Consider the following 21,038-nt stretch of genomic DNA (forward strand, 5'->3'; position numbering starts at 1 on the left):
TGACCGACGGCTACGACTGCTATCAGAACGCGCTGGCTGAGCGGGTCAACGGCATCCTCAAGGGGGAGTTCCTGCTGCAGCGTCCCGCTGACCTTGAACAGGCTGCCAAGATGGTCGAACAGTCGGTGCGCATCTACAACCACGAGCGGCCACATGCCGCCCTGAAATACAAAACGCCCGATGCGGTGCATCGGGCGTTCTAGCGTCTGGATACTGTCAACCTATTCCAGGACTTGACACTGAAAACGAAGCTTCCGCTCAACGCCCGCCCGTCTTCTGCGCGTTATCCGACTGCTTCCCGCGCACCAGCTTCCACACAGCGCCGAGCGCGACCGGCACGACCGCCGCACCGATCCCGGCCAGCACGATCACGTTCAGATACTGGCGGATGAACGGGATATTGCCGAAGAAATAGCCGAGCAGCACAAGCAGCAGCACCCACACCAGCGCACCAATCACGTTGAACAACTGGAAGCGCGCAACGCTCATCGACGACGCGCCCGCAACGAACGGCGCGAACGTCCGCACGACCGGAATGAAGCGCGCGAGCACGATCGTCTTGCCGCCGTGCTTGTCGTAGAACGAGTGAGTTTTCTGCAGCGCGGCGCGATCGAGGAAGCGCTCGAGCACCGGGATATGGGTATTGAACACCTTCGGGCCGACCCAGCGGCCGATCAGGTAGTTCACGGTGTTGCCGGTGACCGCTGCGACGAGCAGCAGCACGATCAGCGCGCCGACGTTCATTTCACCCGTCGCCGCGAACGCGCCGCCGATGAACAGCAGCGAATCGCCGGGCAGGAACGGGAACACGACGAGCCCCGTCTCGCAGAACACGATCAGGAACAGCATGAGATAGACCCATGCGCCGTACTGCCGGATGAAATCGCCGAGGAAGGCGTCGATATGCAGGACCAGGTTGACGAAATGAAGCAGCGTATCCAAATGCGATTCCTCGATGGCGAAAGGGCCGGAACGGCCGAAAAAGGCTGACGCGCCCGCCGGTCAAGGCGGTGCGTGTAACGAACCCATGATACCGAAACTACCTTAAGGCTCCGTGAAAAAACGTAACCGCCGGTCGCCCCGGCACGCATTCACCGCCTCGCTATAATTCGGCCATGTCCGATATCACCGAAACGGCCGCGGGCGCCGCGCCCGCCCCCGCTCCGCGCCCGCTGCGCGCGATCCAGCCCCTGCCCGACCAGCTGATCAGCCAGATCGCCGCCGGCGAGGTCGTCGAACGCCCGGCGTCGGTCGTCAAGGAGCTGCTCGAGAACGCGATGGACGCCGGCGCCCAGACGCTGCGCATCGTGCTCGAAGAAGGCGGCGTCAAGCGCATCTCGATCACCGACGACGGCTGCGGCATTCCGCCGGACGAGCTCGCGCTCGCGCTGATGCGCCATGCCACCAGCAAGATCCGCTCGCTCGAGGAGCTCGAGGCGGTCGCCACGCTCGGGTTCCGCGGCGAAGCGCTCGCGTCGATCGCGTCGGTCGCCGAGATGTCGATCACGAGCCGGACGGCCGATGCCGCGCATGCGATGAAAATCGACGCGCAGACGGGCGTGCTGTCGCCCGCCGCTGGCGCGACCGGCACGACGATCGAGGTCCGCGAGCTGTACTTCAACACGCCCGCGCGACGCAAGTTCCTGAAGAGCGAGCAGACCGAGTTCGGCCACTGCCTGGAAATGATCCGCCGCGCGGCGCTCGCGCGGCCGGACGTCGCTATCTCGGTGCTGCACAACGGCAAGGCGGTCGAGCACTGGAATGCGACCGAGCCCGCGCAGCGCGTCGCGAAGATCCTCGGCGACAGTTTCGCAACCGCGCACCTGCCGCTCGACGAGCAGGCCGGCCCGCTGGCAGTTTACGGCTGCGCCGGCCTGCCGACCGCGAGCCGCGGGCGCGCCGACCAGCAATACTTCTTCGTCAACGGCCGCTTCGTGCGCGACAAGCTGCTGACGCACGCGGTGCGTGCGGCCTACGAAGACGTGCTGCACGGCGACCGCTACCCGTCGTACGTGCTGTTCCTCGACCTGCCGCCCGAAGCCGTCGATGTCAACGTGCACCCGTCGAAGATCGAGGTGCGCTTTCGCGATTCGCGCTCGATCCACCAGTACGTGTTCCATGCGGTCCAGCGCGCGCTCGCGCGCCACGCGGGTGCGTCGCCGGAAACCACGGCGGGCGGCCATGCCGCGCATCTCGAACCGGCACCGCGCGGGCCGTCGTCGTTCCTGGATACCCCGCTCGGGCAGAGCCAGGGCCACGCGACCGGCGGCAGCGGTGGCAGCGGCTTCTCGCCGTCGTCGTCCTCATCGTCAGGCAACACCTGGATGCGCCAGGCGCGGATGACCCAGGGCACGCTGCCGGTCGCGCAGCCGCTCGCGCTCTATGACGCGCTGTTCGGCCGCAAGGACACCGGCGCCGGCACGCCGGACGGCACAACGACCATCGCACGCGATTCGGCCGGCGCACCCGTCGCGCCCTTGCCGGGCTTCACCGCCTCGCCGATCGCCGCCACCGTGCACGACGAGCAGCCGCTCGGCTTCGCGCTCGGCCAGATCCACGGCATTTACGTGCTCGCGCAGAACGCGCACGGCCTCGTGATCGTCGACATGCACGCGGCCCACGAGCGGATCCTGTACGAACAGTTCAAGAACGCGCTGGCCGACCGCTCGGTCGCCGTGCAGGCGCTGTTGCTGCCGGTATCGATGACGGCCACGCCGATCGAGATCGGCACGGTCGAGGAAGAACGCGACACGCTCGAATCGCTCGGCTTCGACCTGGCGGTGCTGTCGCCGACGACGCTCGCGATCCGCGCGGTCCCGGCACTGCTGAAGGATGCCGACCTGCAGTCGCTCGCGCGCGCGGTGCTCGCCGACCTGCATGCGTTCGGCGGCTCGCGCGTGCTCACCGAGCGTCAGCACGAACTGCTCGGCACGCTCGCCTGTCACCACGCGGTGCGCGCGAACCGGCGCCTGACGCTGGACGAGATGAACGCGCTGTTGCGACAGATGGAGGCGACCGAACGCGCGGACCAGTGCAATCACGGCCGGCCGACGTGGTATCAGCTCACGCTGAACGATCTCGACCGCCTCTTCATGCGCGGCCAATGAGCGCAGCACCGCACTCCAGCCCGACGACGATCGCCTGCCTGCTCGGCCCCACCGCTTCGGGCAAGACGGCCGCGGCGCTGGCGCTCGCCGCGCGCCGCCCGATCGAGATCGTCAGCGTCGATTCGGCGCTCGTCTACCGCGACATGGATATCGGCACCGCGAAGCCGTCGCGCGACGAGCGCGCAAGCGTGCCGCACCACCTGATCGACATCATCGATCCGGCCGACGCGTATTCGGCCGCGAGTTTCCGCGCGGACACGCTGCGCCTGATCGACGAAATCGCCGCGCGCGGCCGCACGCCGCTGCTCGCGGGCGGCACGATGCTGTACTACAAGGCGCTGACGCAGGGGCTCAACGACCTGCCGGGCGCCGATCCGGACGTGCGCGCGACCCTCGATGCCGAAGCCGAGCGCGACGGCTGGCCCGCGCTGCACGCGCGGCTCGCGCAAGTCGATCCCGATACGGCCGCGCGGCTCGCGCCGAACGATTCGCAACGGATCCAGCGGGCGCTCGAAGTGTTCACGCTGAGCGGGCAGCCGATGTCGGTGCTGCTCGCCGCGCCGCGCCGCACCGACGATGCGGCCGCCGCGTACCGCTTCGTGCCGGTCGCGCTCGAACCGTCCGATCGCGCGGTACTGCACGCACGGATCGCGCAACGCTTCGACGCGATGCTCGACGCGGGTTTCATCGACGAAGTCGAACGGCTGCGCCGTCGCGAAGACCTCCATCCCGACCTGCCGTCGATGCGCTGCGTCGGCTACCGGCAGGCGTGGGAATTCCTCGACGGCGACACCGACTACCGGACGATGCGCGACAAGGGCATCTTCGCGACGCGCCAGCTCTGCAAGCGCCAGATCACCTGGCTGCGCGCGATGCCGGAGCGGATCGTCGTCGACTGCATCGCGCCGGACTCGACGGCCCGCGCACTCGACGCGCTCGAACGCGTGCTCGACAGCAGCACGCCGGGCTGACCGCGTCAGCCGCGCTCGCGCGCTGCGAGGCGCGCGCGGGCGCCATCGACGATCCACGCGACCCCACGCTCGAACGCCTCGTCGCCGCTGCGCTCGCGCAGCGCGGCCCAGCCCTTCGCGAGCAGCGGATACTCGGCCGCATCCGGCAGCGGCGCATCGGCGTCGCCGCCCGGTTCCGCCTGCTCTTCCAGCACCCAGCCCACCACGAAGCGGCCCAGCGCATACATCACGTCGACTGCTTCATCCGGCGCGAAACCCGCATTGCCGAGCAGCGCGACCTTGCGTTCGATCGAGCTGAAATGCAGCGCGCGCGGCCGCGTGCCGGCATGCAGACGCGCGCCGTCGCGATACGCCAGCAGCGCGCGACGGAAACTGCGCGCGTTGTCGACCAGCCACGCATCCCACGCGTCGCCCGGTCGCGGCAGCGACCCATCGTGACGCTCGAGCATGATCGCCTCGGCCATCGCGTCGAGCAGTTCGGCCTTGTTCCGGAAATGCCAGTAAAGCGTCGGCGACTGCACGCCGAGCCGCTCGGCGAGCTTCCGCGTCGACAGCCCGTCGATGCCGACTTCATCGAGCAGTTCGAGCGCCGCGCGCAGTACCGTGTCGCGCGTCAGCCGCGCCCCTGTGTCCTTCATCTCTATCACCGATAGGGAAAGCTGTGGAATAATCGCCACTCTATCACCGATAGAGTCACGCTCTTGAATCCGTCCCTGATTGCCATCCTGGCCACGGTCCTGCTCGACGCGATCGGCGTCGGGATCGTGATGCCGATCCTGCCCGGGCTGCTGCGCTCGCTTGCCGACGCGAGCAGCACCGACACCCACTACGGGATCCTGCTCGCGCTGTACGCGTTCGCGCAGTTCCTGTGCGCCCCGCTGCTCGGCGCGCTGAGCGACCGCTTCGGCCGCCGGCCCGTCCTGCTCGTGTCGCTCGCGGGCGCGGCGCTCGACTACCTGCTGATGGCGCTCGCGCCGACGCTCGCGTGGCTGTACGTCGGGCGGCTGATCGCGGGCATCACCGGCGCGAACGTCGCGGTCGCGACTGCATACATGACCGACGTCACCGCCGAACCCGACCGCGCACGACGCTTCGGCCAGCTCGGTGCAATGATGGGCATCGGCTTCATCGCGGGCCCGTTGATCGGCGGCCTGCTCGGCGCGCTGCATGTGCGCGCGCCGTTCGTCGCGGCCGCCGTGCTCAATGCGCTCAATCTCGCGCTCGTCTGGCGCGCGCTGCCGGAATCGCGGCCGCGTTCGGCCCGCGAAGGCCATGCGGTCGGCGCGCTCAACCCGTTCGCCAGCCTGCGCAGGCTGAGCGGCGCACCGGCGCTCGTACCGCTGATCGGCATTTACGTGATCGTGGCGCTGGTGTCGCAGGCACCCGCGACGCTATGGATCCTGTACGGCCAGGAACATTTCGGCTGGTCGACGCCGATCGCGGGGCTGTCGCTCGCGGGCTACGGTGCATGTCATGCACTCGCGCAAGCATTCGCAATCGGGCCGCTGATCGCGCGGCTCGGCGAACGCCGCGCGCTCGCACTGGGCCTCGCGGGCGACGCGCTCGGGCTCGCGGCGATCGCGTTCGCGACCGCCGCGTGGGTGCCGTTCGCGCTGCTGCCGCTGTTCGCGGCGGGCGGCATGACGCTGCCGGCGTTGCAGGCGATGCTCGCGCGGCAGGTCGACGATGCGCGCCAGGGCGAACTGCAAGGCGCACTCGCGAGCGTGGCGAGCCTGATCGGCGTCGCGGGGCCGCTGGTCGTCACCGCAACCTATGCGGCGACACGCGCGACGTGGCCGGGGCTCGTCTGGGCCGCGGCGGCGCTGCTCTATCTGCTCGTCCCGCCGTTGCTGGCCGGTGCGCGGCCAGCGGGCGCGGCACGGCCGTCCGCATGAGCGTCGGCGGGCGTCCGTCCGCCGCGCGACGCCCGAAAAAAAAGCCGCCCGGATCGACTCCGGGCGGCTTTCCTTGCTGCATCTGCTGCAGGCAGTGCGTCAGACCACGACCGTCTGCGCCTCGCCTTCGCGGGTCGCACGCACGGTGCCGATCTTCCACACCTGTTCGCCGGCGGCGGTCAGGTCGGCGATCGCTGCGTCGGCATCGGCCGCCGAGACGATCACGGCCATGCCAATGCCGCAGTTGAACACGCGGTGCATTTCCGCATCGGCGACACCGCCGTGCTCCTGCAGCCACTTGAACAGCGGCGGCAGCGGCCATGCGTTCTGGTCCAGCTCGGCGGTGAGGCCTTCGCGCAGCACGCGCGGAATGTTCTCGACGAGACCGCCGCCCGTGATGTGCGCCATGCCCTTCACCGACAGCTTCTGCATCAGCGCGAGCAGCGGCTTCACGTAGATGCGCGTCGGCGCCATCAGCGCGTCGGCCAGCGAGCGGCCGTGGAAATCGGCCGACAGGTCGGGATTCGCACGCTCGATGATCTTGCGCACGAGCGAGAAGCCGTTCGAGTGGATGCCGCTCGATGCGAGGCCCAGCACCACGTCGCCTTCGGCGATCGTGCTGCCGTCGATGATCTTGCTCTTCTCGACCGCGCCGACCGCGAAACCGGCCAGGTCGTATTCGCCGTCCGGGTACATGCCCGGCATTTCGGCCGTTTCACCGCCGATCAGCGCGCAGCCCGACAGTTCGCAACCCTGCGCGATGCCCTTGACAACCGTTGCAGCGGTGTCGACGTCGAGCTTGCCGCACGCGAAGTAGTCGAGGAAGAACAGCGGCTCGGCGCCCTGCACGAGGATGTCGTTCACGCTCATCGCGACGAGATCCTGGCCGACGGTGTCGTGTTTGTTCAGATGAAACGCCAGCTTGAGCTTGGTGCCCACGCCGTCGGTGCCCGACACGAGCACGGGCTCCTTGTACTTCTTCGGCACTTCGAACAGCGCGCCGAACCCGCCGATGCCGCCGAGCACGCCGTCGCGCAGGGTTTTCTTCGCAAAAGGCTTGATCTTGTCGATGAGTGCGTCGCCCGCGTCGATGTCGACACCTGCGTCGCGATAGGACAGACCCTGAGCGTCAGGAGCGGATTTCGGAGGATTCATGGGGGAATGCGAGAAGGTCGGTAAAATGCGATTTTACCCGAAGCCGGCCGGTTGGCCGGAATTCCCAGCACCGAATCGTCAGGGATTGCATCTTGGTCAACACGTCCCCGTTTTCATCGCCGAGCGAACCGCGCCGAAACCGGCGTGGCGCCGTGCGTGCGGGCGTGCGTGAAGCCCATGAAGGCGCAGTTCCCGGCGCGTGCCCGGCGTACGGCACGCGTATTTTCAACCGACCCGCATTGTGACTGTTGTGTCCCGTCAACTGACGCTCGATCTCGGCACGCCGCCGCCCGCCACGTTCGACAACTTCATCATGAACGAGGAGAACGACGAGCTCATCTCGCGCCTGCAGAAGCTCGACCTCGCGCTCGCGGCGGGCCCCGTGCCGGATCGATCGTTCTACATCTGGGGCGAGCCCGGCTGCGGCCGCACCCATCTGCTGCAGGCGCTCGTGAGCGACGCGTCGTATGGCTATGCGCGCTACCTGACGCCGCAAAGCCCGCTCGGCGCGTTCACGTTCGACCCGCGCATCGGCATCTACGCGATCGACGACTGCGACCGGATGAGCGACGCGCAGCAGGTCGCGCTGTTCAACCTGTTCAACGAAGTGCGCGCGCATCCGTCGAGCGCGTTCGTCGCGGCAGGCCCCACGGCGCCGCTCGCGCTCGACGTGCGCGAGGATCTCCGCACGCGCCTCGGCTGGGGGCTCGTGTTCCACCTGTCGCCGCCGTCCGACGCCGGCAAGATCGCCGTGCTCAAGCTCGCGGCGAAGGAGCGCGGGATCGCGCTCACCGACGACATCGCCGCCTACCTGCTGACCCATTTCCGTCGCGACATGCCAAGCCTGATGGCGCTGCTCGACGCGCTCGACCGCTTTTCGCTCGAGCAAAAACGCGCCGTCACGCTGCCGTTGCTGCGCCGCATGCTGGCGCGTCCCGGCGACGACATCACACCACCGGGCACGGGCCCGAACCGCTTCGAGTAAAATGCGCTTCCATGACTAATCTGGCACTCTTTGACCTCGATCACACGCTGATCCCGACCGATAGCGACCACGAATGGGGCCGCTTCATGGTGAAGCTCGGTATCGTCGACGCGGAAAGCTTCTCGCGTCAGAACGATCAGTTCTTCGCCGACTACAAGGCCGGCAAGCTCGACATCCACGCGTACCTCACGGCGATGCTCACGCCGCTCGCGAAGTATTCGCGCGCGCAGCTCGCCGAATGGCACGAACAGTACATGCACGAGGTGATCCGCCCCGCCATGACACCCGCCGCGCTCGAGCTCGTGCGCAAGCACCTCGATGCGGGCGACCTGTGCTGCGTCGTGACGGCGACCAACGAATTCATCACGCGCCCGATCGCCACCGCGTTCGGCGTCGACACGTTGATCGCCTGCGAGGTCGAAACGACCGACGGGCATCCCGATTCGCCGTACACGGGCCGGCCGACCGGTACGCCGAGCTATCGCGAAGGCAAGATCGTGCGAACCGAAGCGTGGCTCGCGTCGCTCGGCAAGCAATGGAGCGACTTCGCGCACACCTATTTCTACAGCGACTCGCACAACGACATTCCGTTGCTCGAGAAAGTCACCGACCCGATCGCGACCAACCCTGACGACACGCTGCGTGCGCATGCAAGCAACCGCGGCTGGCGCATCCTCGATCTCTTCTGAACGTCGTGATCAAAAAATTCATCCGCAAGCTGCTCGGTCAGGACGAAACCGAGCAAACCTCTCCCGCAACGGCCCCGGCCAACGAAGCGGCCCCTGCTCCGCGCGCGTCGAAAGGCGCCCGAGGCGGCGCGAAGAAACCGCGCAGCAACCATGAACCGACCGTTGTGCCGGCCAGCGTGCACGGCATCAACCCGGCGCTGATCTCGAAGAATGCCGTGCGCGTGACCGACACGCTGCAGCAGGCAGGCTTCCGTGCGTTCATCGTCGGCGGTGCGGTACGCGACCTGCTGCTCGGCATCGCGCCGAAGGACTTCGACGTCGCGACCGACGCAACGCCGACCGAAGTGCAGCGCCTGTTCCGCCGCGCACGCCTGATCGGCCGCCGCTTCCAGATCGTCCACGTGCAGTTCGGCCAGGAGTTGATCGAAGTGTCGACGTTCCGCGCACTGGTCGATGCGCCACCCGAGGCGGCCGCCTCGGAGCCGCCGAAGCGCCTGAAGCGCGACGAACTCGATCGCCGCACGCACGCAGTCGACGCGAGCGGCCGTGTGCTGCGCGACAACGTGTGGGGCGAGCAGCACGAAGATGCCGCGCGCCGCGACTTCACGATCAACGCGATGTACTACGACCCGTCGACGCAGACGGTGCTCGACTACCACGACGGGATGGCCGACATGCGCGCCCGCCTGTTGCGGATGATCGGCGACCCGGCCACGCGCTTCCGCGAGGATCCGGTGCGGATGCTGCGCGTCGTGCGCTTCGCGGCGAAGCTCGGTTTCGAGATCGAGCCGCATACGCGCGAGCCGATCAACGGGCTCGCCGACCTGATCAACAACGTGCCGGCCGCGCGCCTGTTCGACGAAATGCTGAAGCTGCTGCTGTCGGGCCACGCACTCGCGTGCCTGAAGCAGCTGCGCAAGGAAGGCCTGCACCACGGGCTGTTGCCGTTGCTCGACGTCGTGCTCGAACAGCCGCAGGGCGAGAAGTTCATCACGCTCGCGCTGAACAACACCGATGCACGCGTGCGCGCCGGCAAGCCTGTCTCACCGGGCTTCCTGTTCGCGACGCTGCTGTGGCACGACATGCGCCAGCGCTTCGAGCAATACACGGCCGAAGGCGAAATCCCGGTGCCGGCGCTCCATCGCGCGATGGACGACGTGCTCGACATGCAGACCGAGAAGCTCGCGATCCACAAGCGTTATTCGGCCGACATGCGCGAGATCTGGGGCCTGCAGTTGCGCCTCGAGAAACGCTCGGGCCGCAGCGCGATGCGGCTGCTGGAACACCAAAGGTTTAGAGCGGGGTATGATTTCCTCCTGTTACGCTGCGAATCCGGCGAGCTCGATGCGGAAGTCGGACAGTGGTGGACGGATTTCATCGAAGGCGACGCGGCCGCTCGCGAGGCATTGCTCACGCAAGGCGGCTCGAAGGAAAAATCGCCCCGCAAGCGGCGCCGCCGCGGCGGTGTGCGAAACCGCAAGCCGGGTGAAGGTGCCGCCGAGCAGGCACCGGACACCCCGGGCGGTTCCGACGACTGACGCGCTCGCTGGCGAACGACGTAGGAAGTGATGCCATGACGGTTGCATATATCGGACTGGGGGCGAATCTCGGCGATGCGCGCCAGACCCTGAAGGACGCGGTGGTGTGCCTCGCACAGCAGCGCACCATCTCGATCCTCGGCAAATCGAGCCTGTATCGCACGGCGCCCTTCGAAGCGGGCGGCGACGACTACTACAACTGCGTCGTCAAGCTCGACACGACGCTGTCGGCCCGCGAGCTGCTCGCGCTTTGCCAGAAGATCGAACATCACTTCGGCCGCGAGCGCCCGTATCGCAACGCGCCGCGCACGCTCGATCTCGACATCCTGCTGTTCGGCGCCGACTCGATCGACGAACCCGACCTGATCGTCCCGCACCCGCGTCTCACCGACCGTGCGTTCGCGCTCGTGCCGCTCGTCGAAATCGAGCCGGCACTCGACATCCCCGCGCGCGGCCGTGCCGATGCCTTCCTCGCCGCCGTCGCGGACCAGCGCGTCGAGAAGGTGCAGACCTGCCAGTGCCTGATGCAGAAGGCGCTCGCTGCCAGCGAAGACGCCGACAAGAACCGCTGCCAATGACCCCGACTCCCCTCACCGTCACCGCGCCCGACCTGCGCGCCCCGCACCGCTATCTCGTGATCGAAGGCCCGATCGGCGTCGGCAAGACGACGCTCGCGCGCCTGCTCGCCGAACGCTGGTCGATGCAGACGCTGCTCGAGCGCCCGCAGGACAACCCGTTCCTCGAACGCTTCTATCGCGACACCGCGCGCTACGCGCTGCCCGTGCAGCTGTCGTTCGCGCTGCAGCGCGCGCAGCAGGCGCGCGAGCTGATCGGCGCGCTCGAAACGGGCCGCCCGGTCATCGCCGATTTCATGCCGCAGAAGAACGACATCTTCGCGCGGCTGAACCTGCCGGAAGACGAATGGCAGCTGTACCGCTCGGTCGCGGCGCACGTGGACGTGCCGCAGGCGCCGTCGCCCGACCTCGTCGTCTATCTGCAGGCGAGCCCCGAAGTGCTGTTCTCGCGGATCCAGAAGCGCGGGCTGCCGATGGAGCTGCAGATCAGCGATGCGTACCTGCGCTCGCTCGTCGACGCGTACAACGAATTCTTCTACCACTACGACCGCACGCCGGTGCTGACGGTCGCCGCGGAACACCTGAACCCGCTGGACTCCCCCGAAGATCTCGCTCTGCTGGTCGAGCGCATCGAGACGATGCGTGGCCGCAAGGAGTTCTTCGTCAAGGGCGAGACGACGCGCTGACGCGTCCTCGCCTGTCGTTCCTTTCCCATTCGAACCGGATTTCCCATGACCTATCTCCAGGAATCGAGCCGGCCTGCCGTCACGGTGCCCAAGCTGCAGGCAATGCGCGACGCCGGCGAGAAGATCGCGATGCTCACCTGCTACGACGCGAGCTTTTCCGCACTGCTCGACCGTTCGGGCGTCGACGTGCTGCTGATCGGCGATTCGCTCGGCAACGTGCTGCAGGGCCATACGACCACGCTGCCCGTGTCGCTCGACGACATCGCGTATCACACCGCCTGTGTCGCCCGTGCGCAACCGCGCGCGCTGATCATGGCCGATCTGCCGTTCGGCACGTATGGCACGCCGGCCGAGGCGTTCGCGAGCTCCGTCAAGCTGATGCGCGCCGGTGCGCAGATGGTCAAGCTCGAAGGCGGTGAATGGCTCACCGAGACGATCCGCTTCCTCGTCGAGCGTGCGGTGCCCGTGTGCGCGCACGTGGGCCTTACGCCGCAGTCGGTGCACGCGTTCGGTGGCTTCAAGGTGCAGGGCAAGACCGAAGCCAGTGCCGCGCAGTTGCTGCGCGACGCGCGCGCGGTCGAAGCAGCCGGTGCGCAGGTCGTCCTGATCGAAGCCGTGCCGACGCTGATCGGTTCCGAAGTCACGCAGATGCTGCGCGTGCCGACGATCGGCATCGGCGCCGGCGCCGACTGCTCGGGCCAGGTGCTCGTGCTGCACGACATGCTCGGCGTGTTCCCCGGCAAGCGGCCGCGCTTCGTGAAGGATTTCATGCAGGGCGAGCCGAACATCCAGGCAGCCGTCGAAGCGTACGTGCGCGCGGTAAAGGACGGTTCGTTCCCCGGCCCCGAGCACTCGTTCTGACGCCCTTCACGGGGCCAGCGATGCGTTCGCCGGCCCCTTGATGAAAAAAAGCGCGGCGCCCTTTGCGGGGCACCGCGCTTTTTCTTTCCTGCGCTGCCGACAACGGTCGATTATCGACCGGTTACTTCAATACCGCGTCGAGCGCGCCGCGCAGCGCGTTGGTCAGCAGCAGCGCGTCCGCGCGCGCGAGATCGTCGCGGGTCACGACCCGCTCCGTCGCACCGAACGCGCGATCTTCGAGCAACACGCCGCGCATCACGCCCGGCAGCACGCCAGACTCGAGCGGCGGCGTCACCCACTGGCCGTCGAGCTTCACGAACAGGTTCGAGCGCCCGCCTTCCGTCACCTCGCCTCGCTCGTTGACGAACAGCATGTCGAACGCGCCAAGTGCCTCCGCCGCCTGCCATGCGCGATCGTATTCGGCGCGGCGTGTGGTCTTGTGCAGCAGCAGCGCATCGCTCGCACGGGTCGGTGCGAAGCCGTGCGCGGACGCCAGCAGCACGCCGACCGGCCCCGCCGGCAGCGGCTTGAGCGGTGCCGAGACGATCTCGACCGTGCCGTCCTTCGCGAGCGCGAGCTTCATCCGGTAAGCGCCGTCGCCGTCGAGCGCCGCGCAGCGCGCGTCGATCTCGCGACGCAATGCATCGGCGTCGAAGTGGAAACCGAACGCATCCGCGCTACGCTGCAGCCGCGCGAGATGGCGATCGAGATGCCGGATGCCGTCCGCACGCGTGGCGGCGGTCGTTTCGAACAGCTGGAAGCCGGGATCGGCATCCGTCAGGAATCGCGCTTTCAATTCGCACTCCGCATATTCGTCGGCCGCGACGCTGTCGAGCACGATGCCCGCGCCGACGCCCATCGTGCCGCGGCGCCGGCCGGCGGTTGCCGCTGCCGGATTGCGTGCGTCGGCATCGACCGCACCTTTGCCGGCTGCGTCGAGCGTCAGCGTACGGATCGCGACCGACAGGCAGAAATCGCCACAGCCTGCCAGGCGATCAGCTGGCGCGTCGGAATCCGCGCCTTGCTTCGCAGCGTCGAGCCAGCCGATCGCGCCCGTGTAGAGCCCACGCGGCGTCGACTCGATCGCATCGATCAACTGCATCGTCTTGTACTTCGGCGCGCCCGTGATCGATCCGCATGGAAACAGCGCACGCAGCATCTGCGCGAACGTCGTCCCGTCGCGCCAGCCGGCCTCGACCGTCGACGTCATCTGCCACACCGACGCATACGGCTCGACGGAGAACAGCGCCGGCACGCGGACCGTCCCGGTGCGCGCGATCCGCGACACGTCGTTGCGCAGCAGGTCGACGATCATCACGTTTTCCGCGCGGTTCTTCGGATCGTTCGCGAGGAACGCGGCGGCCGCCGCATCGTCGCGAGGGTCGGCCGAACGCGGTGCCGTGCCCTTCATCGGCCGCGCGCCCAGCACGTCGCCGTGCTTCTCGACGAACAGCTCGGGCGAACACGACACGACCCACGGTCCGTCGGGCAACGCGATCAGCGCGCCGTAGCGCACCGGCTGGCGCGCCCGCAGCCGCCGGTACAGCGCAAGCGGCGTGCCGAACACGTCGAAGTTCAGCCGGTACGTGTAGTTGACCTGATACGAATCGCCTGCGCGCAGCGCGTCGTGCACCGCGGCGATCGCCGCGTCGAACGCATCGCGCGACACGCTCTTTTCGACATGCGCGACGCCCGCGATCGACGGCGTTGCGCCGCCGTCCTGCTGCGCGAGCCACGCGTCGACTTCGTCGCGCGACAGGCGCTCGCAGCGCGCATACAGCAAAAAGCGCAGCGGGGCATGGCCCGGCTGCGCTCGTTGCAGGTTGCGTCCGAATTCGTAATCGCCGACGACGACCGCATGCAGCCCGTCGCGCAGATCCTGCGCCACCGCCGCATCGACCTCGTCGAGCCGAGCCGGATCCGTGCACACGCGTTCGCGCACGAACCCCGAATACAAACGACTCGACCGCGCGGACGCAGTCGAGTCGCAATCGTCCAAGAGCGCGAACGACGCGCTCTCGTTGCCTTCAGTCATGCTGTTACTCGAGTTACTCGAAGAAGCTCTTCACACGATCGAACCAGCTCTTGCTCTGCGGGCTGTGACGCGCGCCGCCCTCGGCCAGCGATTTCTCGAACTGCTTGAGCAGGTCGCGCTGGTTGTCGGTCAGCTTCACCGGCGTCTCGACCTGCACGTGAACGTACAGATCGCCCGCGATGCTCGAACGCAGCCCCTTGATGCCCTTGCCGCGCAGGCGGAACGTCTTGCCCGACTGCGTGCCTTCCGGCACCGGGAACGACGCACGACCGGCCAGCGTCGGCACCTCGATCTCGCCACCGAGTGCGGCGGTCGTGAACGGGATCGGCATCTGGCAGTGGAGATCGTCGCCGTCGCGCTCGAACACCGAGTGCGGCTTGATGTGGATCTCGACGTACAGGTCGCCCGGCGGCCCGCCGTTGATGCCCGGCTCGCCGTTGCCGGCCGAGCGGATCCGCATCCCGTCGTCGATCCCGGCCGGGATCTTGACTTCGAGCGTCTTGGTTTCCTTCACCTTGCCCGACCCGTGGCAATGCACGCACGGCTCGGGGATGTAGGTGCCCGTGCCATGGCACTTCGGGCAGGTCTGCTGGATGCTGAAGAAGCCCTGCGACATGCGCACCGTGCCCTGGCCGTGACAGGTCGGGCAGGTTTCCGGCTTCGTGCCGGGCTTCGCGCCCGACCCGTGGCAGACCTCGCACGACACCCAGCTCGGCACGCGGATCTGCGTGTCGTAGCCGTGTGCGGCCTGCTCGAGCGTGATTTCCATGCTGTAGCGCAGGTCGGCGCCGCGATACACCTGCGGGCCGCCACGGCCGCCGCGCGCGGCGCCGCCCGCGGCCTGACCGAAGATGTCGCCGAAGATGTCACCGAACGCGTCCGCGAAGCCGCCGAAGCCCTGTGCGCCCGCACCGCCCATGTTCGGATCGACGCCCGCGTGGCCGTACTGGTCGTACGCTGCCCGCTTCTGGCCGTCCGACAGCATTTCATAGGCTTCCTTCACCTCCTTGAAATGCTCTTCCGCATCCTTGTTGTCCGGATTGCGGTCAGGGTGATACTTCATCGCAAGCTTGCGATACGCCTTCTTGATTTCGTCGTCGCTCGCATTCTTTGCGACGCCAAGAACCTCGTAGTAATCCCGTTTCGCCATATCGATTCACTGTGCCGTCCGCGCCTCATGCACGCGGCGGCTCCTTTCGCTCGCAGTAAAGTCTCTCGACGCGTCTGGCTCCGGCCCGTTCGGGACGGTTACGCAGCGCCCGCCAAAAAACAAATGTGCCCGGAGGGCCGCGAAGCCCGCCAGGCGTGGAGTCGATCCGGCCATCCGGAAGGAAAGACAGACCGCTTGTCAGCCAACCCGTCAGCCGCGCCGCGCGCGGGTTGCGCGCGCGGCGTGCGGCACCGGGGCAACCCGGCTTAGTCCTTCTTCACTTCCTTGAACTCGGCGTCGACGACATCGTCGGCAGCCTGTTGCGCGCCACCCGCGTGGGCCGCGCCTTCCGCTGCACCCGCTGCACCGGCCGCACCTGCTTGCTGAGCCTGCATGTCGGCGTACATCTTTTCGCCGAGCTTCTGCGAAACCTTGCCGAGTTCCTCGACCTTCGCGTCGATCGCAGCCTTGTCGGCCGATGCGTCCTTCAGCACTTCCTCGAGCGACTTCAGCGACGCTTCGATCGCTTCCTTCTCGCCCGCGTCCAGCTTGTCGCCGTACTCGGTCAGCGCCTTCTTTGTGCTGTGGACGAGTGCATCGCCCTGGTTGCGCGAATCGGCCAGCTCGCGCAGCTTGTGATCTTCCGCTGCGTTCGCTTCCGCGTCCTTGATCATCTGGTCGATTTCAGCGTCGGACAGGCCCGAGTTCGCCTTGATCGTGATCTTGTTTTCCTTGCCGGTCGCCTTGTCCTTCGCGCCGACGTGCAGGATGCCGTTCGCGTCGATGTCGAAGCTCACTTCGATCTGCGGCACGCCGCGCGGTGCGGGCGGAATGCCTTCGAGGTTGAACTCGCCGAGCAGCTTGTTGCCGGCTGCCATTTCGCGTTCGCCCTGGAACACCTTGATCGTCACGGCGCCCTGGTTGTCGTCCGCCGTCGAGTACACCTGGGCGTGCTTCGTCGGGATCGTCGTGTTCTTGCTGATCATCTTCGTCATCACGCCGCCGAGCGTCTCGATGCCGAGCGACAGCGGGGTCACGTCGAGCAGCAGCACGTCCTTGCGGTCGCCCGACAGGACCTGGCCCTGGATCGCCGCGCCGACTGCGACGGCTTCGTCCGGGTTCACGTCACGGCGCGGATCCTTGCCGAAGAACTCCTTCACCTTTTCCAGCACCTTCGGCATGCGCGTCTGGCCGCCGACCAGGATCACGTCGTCGATGTCCGACACCTTGACGCCTGCGTCCTTGATCGCAACGCGGCACGGTTCGATCGTGCGCTCGACGAGGTCTTCCACCAGCGCTTCCAGCTTTGCGCGAGTGATCTTCAGGTTCAAGTGCTTCGGGCCCGACGCGTCCGCCGTGATGTACGGCAGGTTGATTTCGGTCTGCTGGCTCGACGACAGCTCGATCTTCGCCTTTTCAGCGGCTTCCTTCAGGCGCTGCAGCGCGAGCACGTCCTTCGACAGGTCGACGCCCTGCTCCTTCTTGAACTCGCCGATGATGTAATCGATGATGCGCTGGTCGAAGTCTTCACCGCCGAGGAACGTGTCGCCGTTGGTCGACAGCACTTCGAACTGCATTTCGCCGTCGACGTCCGCGATCTCGATGATCGACACGTCGAACGTACCGCCGCCGAGGTCATACACGGCGATCTTGCGGTCACCCTTCTCGACCTTGTCGAGGCCGAACGCGAGCGCAGCTGCGGTCGGCTCGTTGATGATCCGCTTGACTTCGAGGCCCGCGATGCGGCCGGCGTCCTTGGTTGCCTGGCGCTGGCTGTCATTGAAGTACGCCGGCACCGTGATCACGGCTTCCGTGACCGGCTCGCCGAGGTAGTCTTCGGCCGTCTTCTTCATCTTGCGCAGCACTTCCGCCGAAACCTGCGGCGGCGCGAGCTTTTCGCCGTGCGCTTCGACCCATGCATCGCCGTTGTCGGCCTTGACGATGCTGTACGGCATCAGGCCGATGTCCTTCTGGACTTCCTTCTCTTCGAAGCGGCGGCCGATCAGGCGCTTCACTGCGAACAGCGTGTTCTTCGGGTTGGTCACCGACTGACGCTTGGCCGGCGCGCCAACCAGCACTTCGTTGTCGTCCATGTAGGCGATGATCGACGGCGTGGTGCGCGTGCCTTCCGAGTTCTCGATGACCTTGACCTGGTTGCCTTCCATGATGGCGACGCACGAGTTCGTGGTGCCGAGGTCAATACCGATGATCTTTCCCATTTTTTCCTAATCTCCAGAAATGCTTGTTTGCTGCGCAAAACCCCGCGTTTTGGGGCGGTTTCGCGCGCCAGAATTCAACTCTGTTCCCGAAATGCGTCCGTCCGATCCGTTTTCAAGACCCGACAAGCGATGCGGATATTAAATTTTTTCAATCGCCGCCGGCTAGCGGATCGCCGCCCGGCGGATGGCCCGTCGCCGCGGCAATCTTCGCGCACGCCGCCGACACGGCGGCCTGGAACTGCGCGAGGCCATGCCAGCCCGTCGCGCGGCCGAGCCGCTTGCCGCGGTGGAAGAAGAACCACGTCGGCACGCCGTGCAGCCCGAAGCGGCGCCCAAGCTGGTGGTGTTCGTACACGTTGCAATGGAACCACTTCAGGCCCAGCGCGCGGATCGCGTCGGGCTGGGCGAGCATCGCCTTCTTCGCGATCTCGCAGTTGAAGCAGTCGACACCCCAGAAGAACACCACCGCGAGCGCGTCGCCCGCGCCGTCGATCGCCGCGTCGAACGTGCCAGCGTCCAGCGCCTGCATGTCGAACGCGTCGAATGCGGCCGGATCGACGCCGGCGGGCACCATCGCGACGGCCTTACTTCGGCTGGGCGACGGTGACGAGCGCCGGACGCAGCACGCGGTCGGCGATCGTGTAGCCCTTTTGCAGCACCGCGACGACCGTGTTCGGCTCCTGCTCGGCCGGCACCATCGAAATCGCCTGGTGCTGGTGCGGATCGAACTTCTCGCCGACCGGGTTCAGCGCGACGACACGGCCCTTCTCGAGCGCGCTCGTCAGCTGGCGCAGCGTCAGTTCGACGCCTTCGCGGACCTTCGCGACGTCGCCCGACGTATCGTTGACGGCTGCTTCCAGGCTGTCCAGCACGGGCAGCAGGTGCTCCGCGAAGCTCTCGATCGCAAACTTGTGCGCCTTCGAGACGTCGTCCTGCGCGCGGCGGCGGACGTTCTCGGTCTCGGCCTTCGCCCGCAGGAAGCTCTCCTGCAGCTCGGCGACCTTGGCTTGAGCCTCCGCGAGCGCCGCGTCGGCTGCTTCGGCGACGGGAGCAGCGCCTTGCGCCGCCTGCTTCTCGCTGCCGATATCTTCGGCCGATTGGGTAGCCGGGTTCTCTTGCGTGTTTTCCATGTCGCTGAAAGTCGATTAGAGGTTGAAGCCAAATCGGCAACCGCCGGACCGTATACCCGGCGGTACCGCACATTGCTGGTGCAAATAAGGGTGAAAACTACGATTTCAAGAGGGTTATTCGCCGGCATTCTCCAATGCCGCGAAACAACCGCGCGTCGCACCGGTGCATCGCCCGCATAGTCCGTCAGATCGGGCGAAACGGGCTGTAACAACGCTTACCTGGCAAGTACTAGCTTGGCACAGGCCCGCTGCACTACACTCCACTCAAGCGTCGGAAAAGCGTGTTTACCCCTAGCTGACCGCCGCCTGACATCCACCTGGCGCCGTTTTCACCCGTCTTCTCGAGGGGAGTACCGTGAAACTGACCTTTGCGATATCGGTGGTCGCGCTGGTACTCATTGCCGGCACCACCACCATCTGCCTGTCGGGAGCCGTCACCGACCGCACGACCGAATACGGGAGCGCGCGGGCGACGTTCGACCAGATGTTCAGCTCCCACCAGAAAATCTGTCGATGATGCGCCGGTCGCGCTTCGTCGGCCGGCCGTGCAATTCGGCCGCCGGCTCGCGATACGTGCGGCGCCGCTCCAGTTCGGCGAGCCGCGCGGCCCGCCCCGCTTCCGTTTCCGCGTAAAGCGTCTGCGCAACGCTCGCCGGCCCGCGCACGTCGCACACACCAAGCACGGCAATGTGCCAGACGATGCCGTCGATCGCAATCTCGACCTCGTCGCCCACGCGCACGTCCTTGGCCGGCTTGACGGCCGCGCCGCCGATCTTAACGTGCCCCTTGTCGACCGCATCGGTCGCGAGCGAGCGCGTCTTGAAGAACCGGGCGGCCCACAGCCATTTGTCGATGCGCAGCTTCGCGCCCGGTTCGGTCGAAATCTTGTAATTCATCGCGTTCAACTCACCGTTTCAGGCTGCGCGGCCCTGACCGGCCAGCCCTGCAGATTCTCGGCGACGATCTCGCCGAGCGCGCCGATCCACGCGGGCGCGCCGTTCAGGCACGGAATGCGGTGGAACGCCTTGCCGCCGCCGGCGAGGAACTCGTCGCGCACTTCCATGCCGATCTCCTCGATCGTCTCCAGGCAGTCGGCTGTGAAACCGGGACAGAACACGTCCGCCCGCCGCACGCCGGCCTCGCCGAACTCGCGCAGCGTCGGCGCGGTGTAAGGCTGCAGCCATTCGGCCTTGCCGAAGCGCGACTGGAACGTGATGCGGCATTCGGTCGTCGACAGCCCGAGCGCGGCCATCAGCAGCGCGCCCGTCTGCTGGCACTGGTCGTGATAGGGGTCGCCGAGATCGAGCGTGCGCTTCGGCACGCCGTGAAAGCTCAGCACGAGCTTGTCGCCAGCCGCGAAGTCGGGCCGGCCGTGCTGCGCCCAGTACTGGTGCACCTGCTCGGCCAGCGCATGGATATAGGCCGGGTGGTCGGCATAGTGCCGCACCGTGCGCACCTCCGGCTGGTTGCGCATGCGCGCGAGCGCGTTGAATGCGGCGTCGAATGCGGTGGCGGTGGTCGACGCCGAGTATTGCGGATACATCGGCATCAGCAACACGCGCTCGACACCCGCGCGCTTGAACTGCGCGAGCGCGTGCGAAATGTTCGGGCTGCCGTAGCGCATCGCGTAGTCGACCTGCACCTGATAACCGTTCGACGCAAGCAAGTGCCGCACGCCGTCGGTCTGGCGCTCGGTGTGCACGCGCAGCGGCGAGCCCTCGGGCATCCAGACGGCCGCGTATTTCTTCGCGGACGCGCGGCCGCGCAGCGGCAGGATCAGCGTGCGCAGCAGCACCTGCCAGACGGCCTGCGGAATCTCGACGACCCGCGGATCCGACAGGAATTCGGCCAGGTAGCGCCGCACCGCGCGCGGCGTGGGCGCGTCAGGCGTGCCGAGATTGATCAGCAGCACGCCGATGCGATGGGCAGCCGCGATGCTCGAAGGCGGCTCAAGATCGAAACGCATGGGCAATTACGTGCTCGGGGCACGGGACCGGACGGCTCTCAATTATAGCGGGCCGCCCCGGGCCGGTCGGCTGGCC

The 21,038-nt window shown here is 67.0% G+C and carries 21 protein-coding genes; 11 read left to right on the plus strand and 10 right to left on the minus strand.

The window, feature by feature from the left end; genetic code table 11:
• Positions 1–203: integrase core domain-containing protein (locus QZM67_RS19035; RefSeq protein ID WP_301805786.1), on the plus strand; the 203-nt coding region annotated here is incomplete at its 5' end.
• A 55-nt stretch (positions 204–258) separates the two neighbouring features.
• On the opposite strand, the gene QZM67_RS19040 is transcribed toward QZM67_RS19035, so the two are convergent.
• Positions 259–942, minus strand: coding sequence for a DedA family protein (locus QZM67_RS19040; RefSeq protein WP_301805787.1), 684 nt, complete (start codon positions 940–942; stop codon positions 259–261).
• Between the two features lie 173 nt (positions 943–1,115).
• Here QZM67_RS19040 and mutL point away from each other — a divergent pair, with 173 nt between their 5' ends.
• Positions 1,116–3,107, plus strand: coding sequence for a DNA mismatch repair endonuclease MutL (mutL, locus tag QZM67_RS19045; RefSeq protein WP_301805788.1), 1,992 nt, complete (start codon positions 1,116–1,118; stop codon positions 3,105–3,107).
• On the plus strand, positions 3,104–4,078 hold the full coding sequence (gene miaA, locus QZM67_RS19050; RefSeq protein ID WP_301805789.1) for a tRNA (adenosine(37)-N6)-dimethylallyltransferase MiaA: 975 nt from the start codon (positions 3,104–3,106) through the stop codon (positions 4,076–4,078). Before mutL ends, miaA begins: the two co-directional genes overlap by 4 nt.
• Positions 4,079–4,083: 5 nt before the next feature.
• Here the strand turns inward: miaA and tetR are convergent, their stop codons facing one another.
• Entirely contained in the window at positions 4,084–4,716 is a 633-nt protein-coding gene (tetR, locus tag QZM67_RS19055; RefSeq protein WP_301805790.1) for a tetracycline resistance transcriptional repressor TetR, read from the minus strand.
• 63 nt (positions 4,717–4,779) lie between these two features.
• On the opposite strand from tetR, the gene tet reads away from it, so the two are divergent.
• Positions 4,780–5,973 carry a Tet(A)/Tet(B)/Tet(C) family tetracycline efflux MFS transporter gene (gene tet / locus QZM67_RS19060; RefSeq protein WP_301805792.1) on the plus strand — a complete coding sequence of 398 codons (1,194 nt, stop codon included), beginning with the start codon at positions 4,780–4,782 and terminating at the stop codon, positions 5,971–5,973.
• Between the two features lie 99 nt (positions 5,974–6,072).
• On the opposite strand, the gene purM is transcribed toward tet, so the two are convergent.
• Positions 6,073–7,128: a phosphoribosylformylglycinamidine cyclo-ligase gene (purM, locus tag QZM67_RS19065; protein WP_006484927.1), complete on the minus strand. Its 1,056-nt coding sequence runs from the start codon at positions 7,126–7,128 to the stop codon at positions 6,073–6,075.
• Between the two features lie 250 nt (positions 7,129–7,378).
• Here purM and hda point away from each other — a divergent pair, with 250 nt between their 5' ends.
• The 6 genes from hda to panB are packed head-to-tail and all read left to right on the plus strand — an operon-like array spanning position 7,379 to position 12,462.
• Positions 7,379–8,113 (plus strand): DnaA regulatory inactivator Hda, encoded by a 735-nt coding sequence (gene hda / locus QZM67_RS19070; RefSeq protein WP_222106648.1) that lies wholly within the window; start codon positions 7,379–7,381, stop codon positions 8,111–8,113.
• Between the two features lie 11 nt (positions 8,114–8,124).
• Positions 8,125–8,802 (plus strand): HAD family phosphatase, encoded by a 678-nt coding sequence (locus QZM67_RS19075; protein WP_175024408.1) that lies wholly within the window; start codon positions 8,125–8,127, stop codon positions 8,800–8,802.
• A gap of 5 nt (positions 8,803–8,807) precedes the next feature.
• Positions 8,808–10,340, plus strand: a complete 1,533-nt coding sequence (pcnB, locus tag QZM67_RS19080; protein WP_301805796.1) for a polynucleotide adenylyltransferase PcnB — start codon at positions 8,808–8,810, stop codon at positions 10,338–10,340.
• Positions 10,341–10,375: 35 nt separating this feature from the next.
• Positions 10,376–10,918 carry a 2-amino-4-hydroxy-6-hydroxymethyldihydropteridine diphosphokinase gene (gene folK / locus QZM67_RS19085; RefSeq protein WP_175024406.1) on the plus strand — a complete coding sequence of 181 codons (543 nt, stop codon included), beginning with the start codon at positions 10,376–10,378 and terminating at the stop codon, positions 10,916–10,918.
• Positions 10,915–11,601, plus strand: a complete 687-nt coding sequence (locus QZM67_RS19090) for a deoxynucleoside kinase (protein WP_175024405.1) — start codon at positions 10,915–10,917, stop codon at positions 11,599–11,601. Before folK ends, QZM67_RS19090 begins: the two co-directional genes overlap by 4 nt.
• 45 nt (positions 11,602–11,646) lie before the next feature.
• Positions 11,647–12,462, plus strand: a complete 816-nt coding sequence (gene panB, locus QZM67_RS19095; protein WP_301805801.1) for a 3-methyl-2-oxobutanoate hydroxymethyltransferase — start codon at positions 11,647–11,649, stop codon at positions 12,460–12,462.
• A gap of 121 nt (positions 12,463–12,583) precedes the next feature.
• On the opposite strand, the gene QZM67_RS19100 is transcribed toward panB, so the two are convergent.
• The 5 genes from QZM67_RS19100 to grpE all read right to left on the minus strand — a co-directional run bounded on the left by QZM67_RS19100 (position 12,584) and on the right by grpE (position 18,996).
• Positions 12,584–14,497 (minus strand): bifunctional anthranilate synthase component I family protein/class IV aminotransferase, encoded by a 1,914-nt coding sequence (locus QZM67_RS19100; RefSeq protein WP_301805803.1) that lies wholly within the window; start codon positions 14,495–14,497, stop codon positions 12,584–12,586.
• Between the two features lie 13 nt (positions 14,498–14,510).
• Positions 14,511–15,647, minus strand: coding sequence for a molecular chaperone DnaJ (gene dnaJ / locus QZM67_RS19105; protein ID WP_043189531.1), 1,137 nt, complete (start codon positions 15,645–15,647; stop codon positions 14,511–14,513).
• A 266-nt stretch (positions 15,648–15,913) separates the two neighbouring features.
• Positions 15,914–17,866, minus strand: a complete 1,953-nt coding sequence (gene dnaK / locus QZM67_RS19110; protein WP_175024402.1) for a molecular chaperone DnaK — start codon at positions 17,864–17,866, stop codon at positions 15,914–15,916.
• A gap of 148 nt (positions 17,867–18,014) precedes the next feature.
• On the minus strand, positions 18,015–18,440 hold the full coding sequence (locus QZM67_RS19115; RefSeq protein ID WP_175024401.1) for a thioredoxin family protein: 426 nt from the start codon (positions 18,438–18,440) through the stop codon (positions 18,015–18,017).
• A gap of 10 nt (positions 18,441–18,450) precedes the next feature.
• Positions 18,451–18,996 carry a nucleotide exchange factor GrpE gene (gene grpE / locus QZM67_RS19120; RefSeq protein ID WP_301805810.1) on the minus strand — a complete coding sequence of 182 codons (546 nt, stop codon included), beginning with the start codon at positions 18,994–18,996 and terminating at the stop codon, positions 18,451–18,453.
• Between the two features lie 355 nt (positions 18,997–19,351).
• Here grpE and QZM67_RS19125 point away from each other — a divergent pair, with 355 nt between their 5' ends.
• The gene (locus QZM67_RS19125; RefSeq protein ID WP_006476841.1) at positions 19,352–19,513 is read left to right on the plus strand and encodes a hypothetical protein; all 162 of its coding nucleotides are present in this window, start codon (positions 19,352–19,354) and stop codon (positions 19,511–19,513) included.
• On the opposite strand, the gene QZM67_RS19130 is transcribed toward QZM67_RS19125, so the two are convergent.
• Together QZM67_RS19130 and hemH are read right to left on the minus strand one after the other, a co-directional pair.
• On the minus strand, positions 19,485–19,892 hold the full coding sequence (locus QZM67_RS19130) for an RNA-binding S4 domain-containing protein (RefSeq protein WP_043189537.1): 408 nt from the start codon (positions 19,890–19,892) through the stop codon (positions 19,485–19,487). The two genes, QZM67_RS19125 and QZM67_RS19130, sit on opposite strands and share 29 nt — an antisense overlap.
• Positions 19,893–19,897: 5 nt before the next feature.
• The gene (gene hemH, locus QZM67_RS19135) at positions 19,898–20,962 is read right to left on the minus strand and encodes a ferrochelatase (protein WP_301805813.1); all 1,065 of its coding nucleotides are present in this window, start codon (positions 20,960–20,962) and stop codon (positions 19,898–19,900) included.
• Between the last annotated feature and the right edge of the window lie 76 nt (positions 20,963–21,038).

It is taken from the genome of Burkholderia sp. AU45251, assembly GCF_030482905.1.
In the GTDB taxonomy this organism is placed as follows: Bacteria; Pseudomonadota; Gammaproteobacteria; order Burkholderiales; family Burkholderiaceae; genus Burkholderia; species Burkholderia aenigmatica.

Coding starts and splice junctions, on each gene's coding strand:
- QZM67_RS19100 (WP_301805803.1), bottom strand. CDS start 14,497: ATGACTGAAGGCAACGAGAGCGCGTCGTTCGCGCTCTTGGACGATTGC.
- panB (WP_301805801.1), top strand. CDS start 11,647: ATGACCTATCTCCAGGAATCGAGCCGGCCTGCCGTCACGGTGCCCAAG.
- grpE (WP_301805810.1), bottom strand. CDS start 18,996: ATGGAAAACACGCAAGAGAACCCGGCTACCCAATCGGCCGAAGATATC.
- QZM67_RS19130 (WP_043189537.1), bottom strand. CDS start 19,892: ATGAATTACAAGATTTCGACCGAACCGGGCGCGAAGCTGCGCATCGAC.
- folK (WP_175024406.1), top strand. CDS start 10,376: ATGACGGTTGCATATATCGGACTGGGGGCGAATCTCGGCGATGCGCGC.
- purM (WP_006484927.1), bottom strand. CDS start 7,128: ATGAATCCTCCGAAATCCGCTCCTGACGCTCAGGGTCTGTCCTATCGC.
- tetR (WP_301805790.1), bottom strand. CDS start 4,716: ATGAAGGACACAGGGGCGCGGCTGACGCGCGACACGGTACTGCGCGCG.
- QZM67_RS19075 (WP_175024408.1), top strand. CDS start 8,125: ATGACTAATCTGGCACTCTTTGACCTCGATCACACGCTGATCCCGACC.
- miaA (WP_301805789.1), top strand. CDS start 3,104: ATGAGCGCAGCACCGCACTCCAGCCCGACGACGATCGCCTGCCTGCTC.
- dnaJ (WP_043189531.1), bottom strand. CDS start 15,647: ATGGCGAAACGGGATTACTACGAGGTTCTTGGCGTCGCAAAGAATGCG.
- hemH (WP_301805813.1), bottom strand. CDS start 20,962: ATGCGTTTCGATCTTGAGCCGCCTTCGAGCATCGCGGCTGCCCATCGC.
- QZM67_RS19115 (WP_175024401.1), bottom strand. CDS start 18,440: ATGGTGCCCGCCGGCGTCGATCCGGCCGCATTCGACGCGTTCGACATG.
- QZM67_RS19090 (WP_175024405.1), top strand. CDS start 10,915: ATGACCCCGACTCCCCTCACCGTCACCGCGCCCGACCTGCGCGCCCCG.
- mutL (WP_301805788.1), top strand. CDS start 1,116: ATGTCCGATATCACCGAAACGGCCGCGGGCGCCGCGCCCGCCCCCGCT.
- dnaK (WP_175024402.1), bottom strand. CDS start 17,866: ATGGGAAAGATCATCGGTATTGACCTCGGCACCACGAACTCGTGCGTC.